This window comes from Halobacillus sp. BBL2006, assembly GCF_000786645.1.
Classification (GTDB): Bacteria; Bacillota; Bacilli; order Bacillales; family Halobacillaceae; genus Halobacillus.
Map to the genome: position 1 here is coordinate 1 of NZ_JRNX01000290.1, position 4,052 is coordinate 4,052.

6 protein-coding genes are annotated in these 4,052 nt (G+C 40.4%); 5 read left to right on the plus strand and 1 reads right to left on the minus strand.

The genetic code is table 11. The features are described from left to right. From LD39_RS09470 to LD39_RS09480, 3 genes are all read left to right on the plus strand, one after another. The coding region (locus LD39_RS09470) for a DUF421 domain-containing protein (RefSeq protein WP_035545553.1) at positions 1–460 on the plus strand (460 nt) is incomplete at its 5' end. 107 nt (positions 461–567) lie between these two features. Next, positions 568–867, plus strand: coding sequence for a hypothetical protein (locus LD39_RS09475; RefSeq protein ID WP_035545554.1), 300 nt, complete (start codon positions 568–570; stop codon positions 865–867). 190 nt (positions 868–1,057) lie between these two features. Beyond that, complete coding sequence (locus tag LD39_RS09480; protein WP_035545556.1) at positions 1,058–1,762, plus strand: class I SAM-dependent methyltransferase; 705 nt, start codon at positions 1,058–1,060, stop codon at positions 1,760–1,762. A gap of 40 nt (positions 1,763–1,802) precedes the next feature. Here LD39_RS09480 and LD39_RS09485 read toward each other — a convergent pair whose 3' ends face one another. Continuing rightward, positions 1,803–2,651 carry a DUF2268 domain-containing protein gene (locus LD39_RS09485; RefSeq protein WP_035545558.1) on the minus strand — a complete coding sequence of 283 codons (849 nt, stop codon included), beginning with the start codon at positions 2,649–2,651 and terminating at the stop codon, positions 1,803–1,805. Positions 2,652–2,874: 223 nt separating this feature from the next. Here LD39_RS09485 and LD39_RS09490 point away from each other — a divergent pair, with 223 nt between their 5' ends. After that, entirely contained in the window at positions 2,875–3,117 is a 243-nt protein-coding gene (locus LD39_RS09490; RefSeq protein ID WP_035545559.1) for a hypothetical protein, read from the plus strand. A gap of 193 nt (positions 3,118–3,310) precedes the next feature. Beyond that, a partial coding sequence (locus LD39_RS09495) for an SDR family NAD(P)-dependent oxidoreductase (protein WP_035545560.1) occupies positions 3,311–4,052 on the plus strand: 742 nt, incomplete at its 3' end.

The following is a 4,052-nucleotide window of genomic DNA, read 5'->3' on the forward strand; positions in this document are numbered from 1 at the left end:
AAGTCGCCGACTCAGATTCTGGTTTTCCGGTCATCCTACAGTAGTGATCGAAGGAGGCAAAATTCTAGAGGGAAATATGAAGAAGATAAAGTTCAGTTTAGATGATCTAAACCAGCACTTAAGAGAACTAGGAGTGTTTGATATTTTTGAAGTCGACTATGCGCTCGTAGAAGTAAGCGGTGAATTATCCGTTAGGAAAAAAAGTCAATTTCAACCTCCTACCAAACATGACCTACAACTATACTCATCACCTGGCACGCTGCCTATTGAAATAATTATGGATGGAACCATTATTAAGAAAAATCTCACTGCTCGTTATCATGAAAACTGGATTCATTCCGAGTGTAAAAAAAGAAACTTGAAAATAGAAAACGTTTATTATGCTGTTGTGAACAGTAACGGGACACTTTTCATTGATACGTATAACGATCATATTCATAATCCTGTTGATATAGAGTAATTCCTTTACATGGATGAAAACCCTCCTCTTTTTTAAATAAGAGTAAAAAATTAATTTTGGAGCACATTATAAAATGTTTCCATTAAAACTTTATGGAGGGTGAAAACATGAAAAAGAAATTATTAATCTTAACTATGTCGCTTCTTTTCTCTACGGGGATGTTGGCCGCATGTAACGTTGATAACAACGAGATGAATGAGCCGCCGCAAGATGTCAATTATGACCCTATGCGTTATGATGACAATAACAACGATGCAGACTACCGTAGAGACCGTGATATGGACAGAGGTATGGATAGGGACAGAGACCATATCAGACAACCTGGTGAGCGTGACACACCATATAATATGGATGAAGAAGAGCCAGATCTTGACGAAGAACCATCAGAACAAAGACGTGGTGAATAAATACAAAAAGAGCAGAAGTTGTGAGCGACTTCTGCTCTTTTTGTATTTATTCGATGTTCTATATGAAGTTAGATGGTGGCGCCGTACTTTGTAGAAACAGGTCATATTCGGGTTACCCATGCACGATGTTCCTTCCTCGTCATAGATTGAATTAGTTAAGTGAATTTTTTTATGACGGAGGATTTTGCACATGAACAATGACTACATTGATTTTTTAGCCCATTTTGGTATTGGCGGTGCCCATCCAGGAGGATTTCCACTTACCAAAAGACTCTTTGATTCCTTTGATATTTCTTCCTCAGCATCGTTACTTGACATCGGATGTGGCACAGGGCAAACAGCTGCTTTTTTATGGGAAAAGTACGGGTGCAACATAACAGCCGTAGATAAACACCCGCTCATGGTTGAGAAAGCAAAAAACAGATTTAAGAAGAACAACTCCAGCATACACGTCGTAACTGGAGATGCTGAACAATTAGCATTTCCAACGGACTCCTTTGATTTGATCGTGTCTGAGTCCGTGATTTCCTTTAATGACGTACCTAAGACATCCCAAGAACTTTCAAGAGTATTAAAAGATGGTGGTCAATTATTAGCCATAGAAATGACAACCAATCAACCTTTAACTGAGGAATTACAAAATCAGATAGAGCAATTGTATGGAATCACTAAGGTGTTTAATCAGGAAGAGTGGGTAGAAGAGTTTACGCAGGCAGGTTTTCAATCCGTTACTCTATTAGAGGCTCCTTCAGATCTTGAAATAAACGATGTCAATGACCTGCAGCCTTCCGAAAACCTTAATGAAAAATGGTACGATATCTGGGATGACCATACCTTATTAATGGCTCAAGCCAATATGCCCTTAAGTTATCGTATTTTTCTCTGTGAAAAATAAACATACCCGAAATCATCTAAAAACAGATGATTTCGGGTATTTAATTTATTGGAAATCCTGCTCCTGAAATGATTTCATCCGCTGTTTTCGTCAATAACTCCTGGATAGGACAGGATCCCTGTTTTTCCAGATAGGCAGCGACAATTTGGAAGCCAATTTTGTATCCACCCCATTTAGGTATAGGTGTTCCTTCCCCTCCATATAAAAATTGATGGTGGTTGTGCATGCCTTTCAAATTCAATGAAGGAAGATAATACTTTTCGAAAATTTCTTGCCCATTTTCATTGTCCGTTTGGAAGTTCCATGGTGCGAGCAGCTTTTTCCCATATAAATGTTTTACCGCATACTCAGCAAGGCCTTCCATAATTATTGATTCCTTTAACGGCAGCTCTCGCTCATCCAGGTTCAGATGCGATAATCGACAAATATGATTGTATTCATGCGCTAGTAATGCTTTCATTTCTGACAGTTGAATATCAGGAGCCACAAATAAAAACAAACACTTTTTTAAACTAACTCCGCTTTTGTTCATATCCCTCTCATCTGCAGGTAAGTGGAACTTCCGCACAGGAAAAATATAGACAGACGCCTCCGGTCCGCCCCATTCCGCTTTCAACCGATGGTATTCCTGCTCTGCCACCTTCCAGAAATCTATTCTTTCCAATTCAAGAACCTTATCATGAAGGTTTTCCCACTCGCCTGGATCAAACAATCCATGATTCAGCAACAAGTATTGTAGCTCTTCAGGACTCATTTCATCGGGTATTTCTTTAACCGGGCGGCAGAGCGCTTTACACTGGTTCATAAACCATTGCGGTAATGAGCAAGGGTCTTTTTTGCATAACTCTATAAAATCATATAGCAAAGGTTCGGTTTTGATAACTGACAATCTTCTCTTCCTTTCTGTCTCTTCCAGGCAAGCCTCCCTGCCTTCTAATAAGCTAATTCCATCTTATTCGAAGCAAAAGTATATGTTCAAACTATCTCCCCTTTAGTCCTTGCCCTGCACCTCTTTAAGAATAAACATCCTATCACTTTGAAGACGGATGTCCATACCAAAAAGTTCCTTTCAACATAGACTGACAATGTAAACATTTTTAAGGAGGATATTTATGTCTGGGAATATGTACGGTCTCTGCTGTAGATATAAAGGCAGAATGGTAAGGATGACTTGCAGGGATGGCAGAACGCATGTAGGACGTATCACAAGAGTAGATAGACAGCACGTATGGCTGCAGCCTGCTGGAAATTATGGAGCATTTGGATATGGATATTACGGATGGGGCGGTTTTGGTATACCATTTGCGATTGGAGCAATCACAGGGCTGGCCTTGGCTGGAGCTTTCTTCTGGTAGAGACCAAGCATGTAATAGTACATGAACAATCTAGAATTTGAAATACAATCATTAAGCTGTTCCGATGGAGTGTGCTGCTCTTTGGAACAGTTTATATGTATGATGGCCTTTTTCCCTCTATGAATTGTGGTTGAATAATGGCTTAGTTGGGCACCCTACCCAATAAATCATTCATTACATAGGAGGAAGTTGCATGACGAATAAAAAGAAAGAAATCCAGCCAAAGCAGCATCAGGATCGTCAGCCAGGGTTTGAATATGAAATGAAGCCGCTACCAGAATATATTGACGAAAATTACAAAGGAAGCGGGAAACTAAATAAGAAAGTTGCTGTGATCACAGGAGGAGACAGCGGCATCGGAAGAGCGGTAAGCGTTCACTTTGCCAAAGAAGGTGCGGACATAGCCATTCTTTATCTCGATGAACATGAGGACGCGGAAACAACGAAGAAGCTAGTCGAAAAAGAAGGATGCAAGTGCGAAATGATTAGTGGGGATATCGGGGATCCTGCCTTTTGTGATCGAGCGGTAAAACAAATTACTGATAGCTTCGGACAAATCGATATACTCGTCAACAATGCAGCCATGCAGTACCCTCAAGAAGATTTACTGAATATCTCCAACGAACAGTTGGAGCAAACCTTCCGTACGAATATCTTCTCATATTTTTACATGACCAAAGCTGTCCTTCCTCATCTAAAAAAAGGCAGCAGCATCATCAACACGTCTTCAGTGACAGCGTACCAAGGGAACGAACAGCTGCTAGACTACTCTTCGACGAAAGGTGCCATAACTACTTTTACCCGCTCCTTAGCTAAATCACTAGTCAGTAAAGGAATTCGTGTAAACGGAGTCGCTCCAGGACCTATCTGGACGCCGCTTATTCCAGCCAGCTTTGATAAAAAGAAAGTTGCTGAATTCGGTTCCGACAATCCGA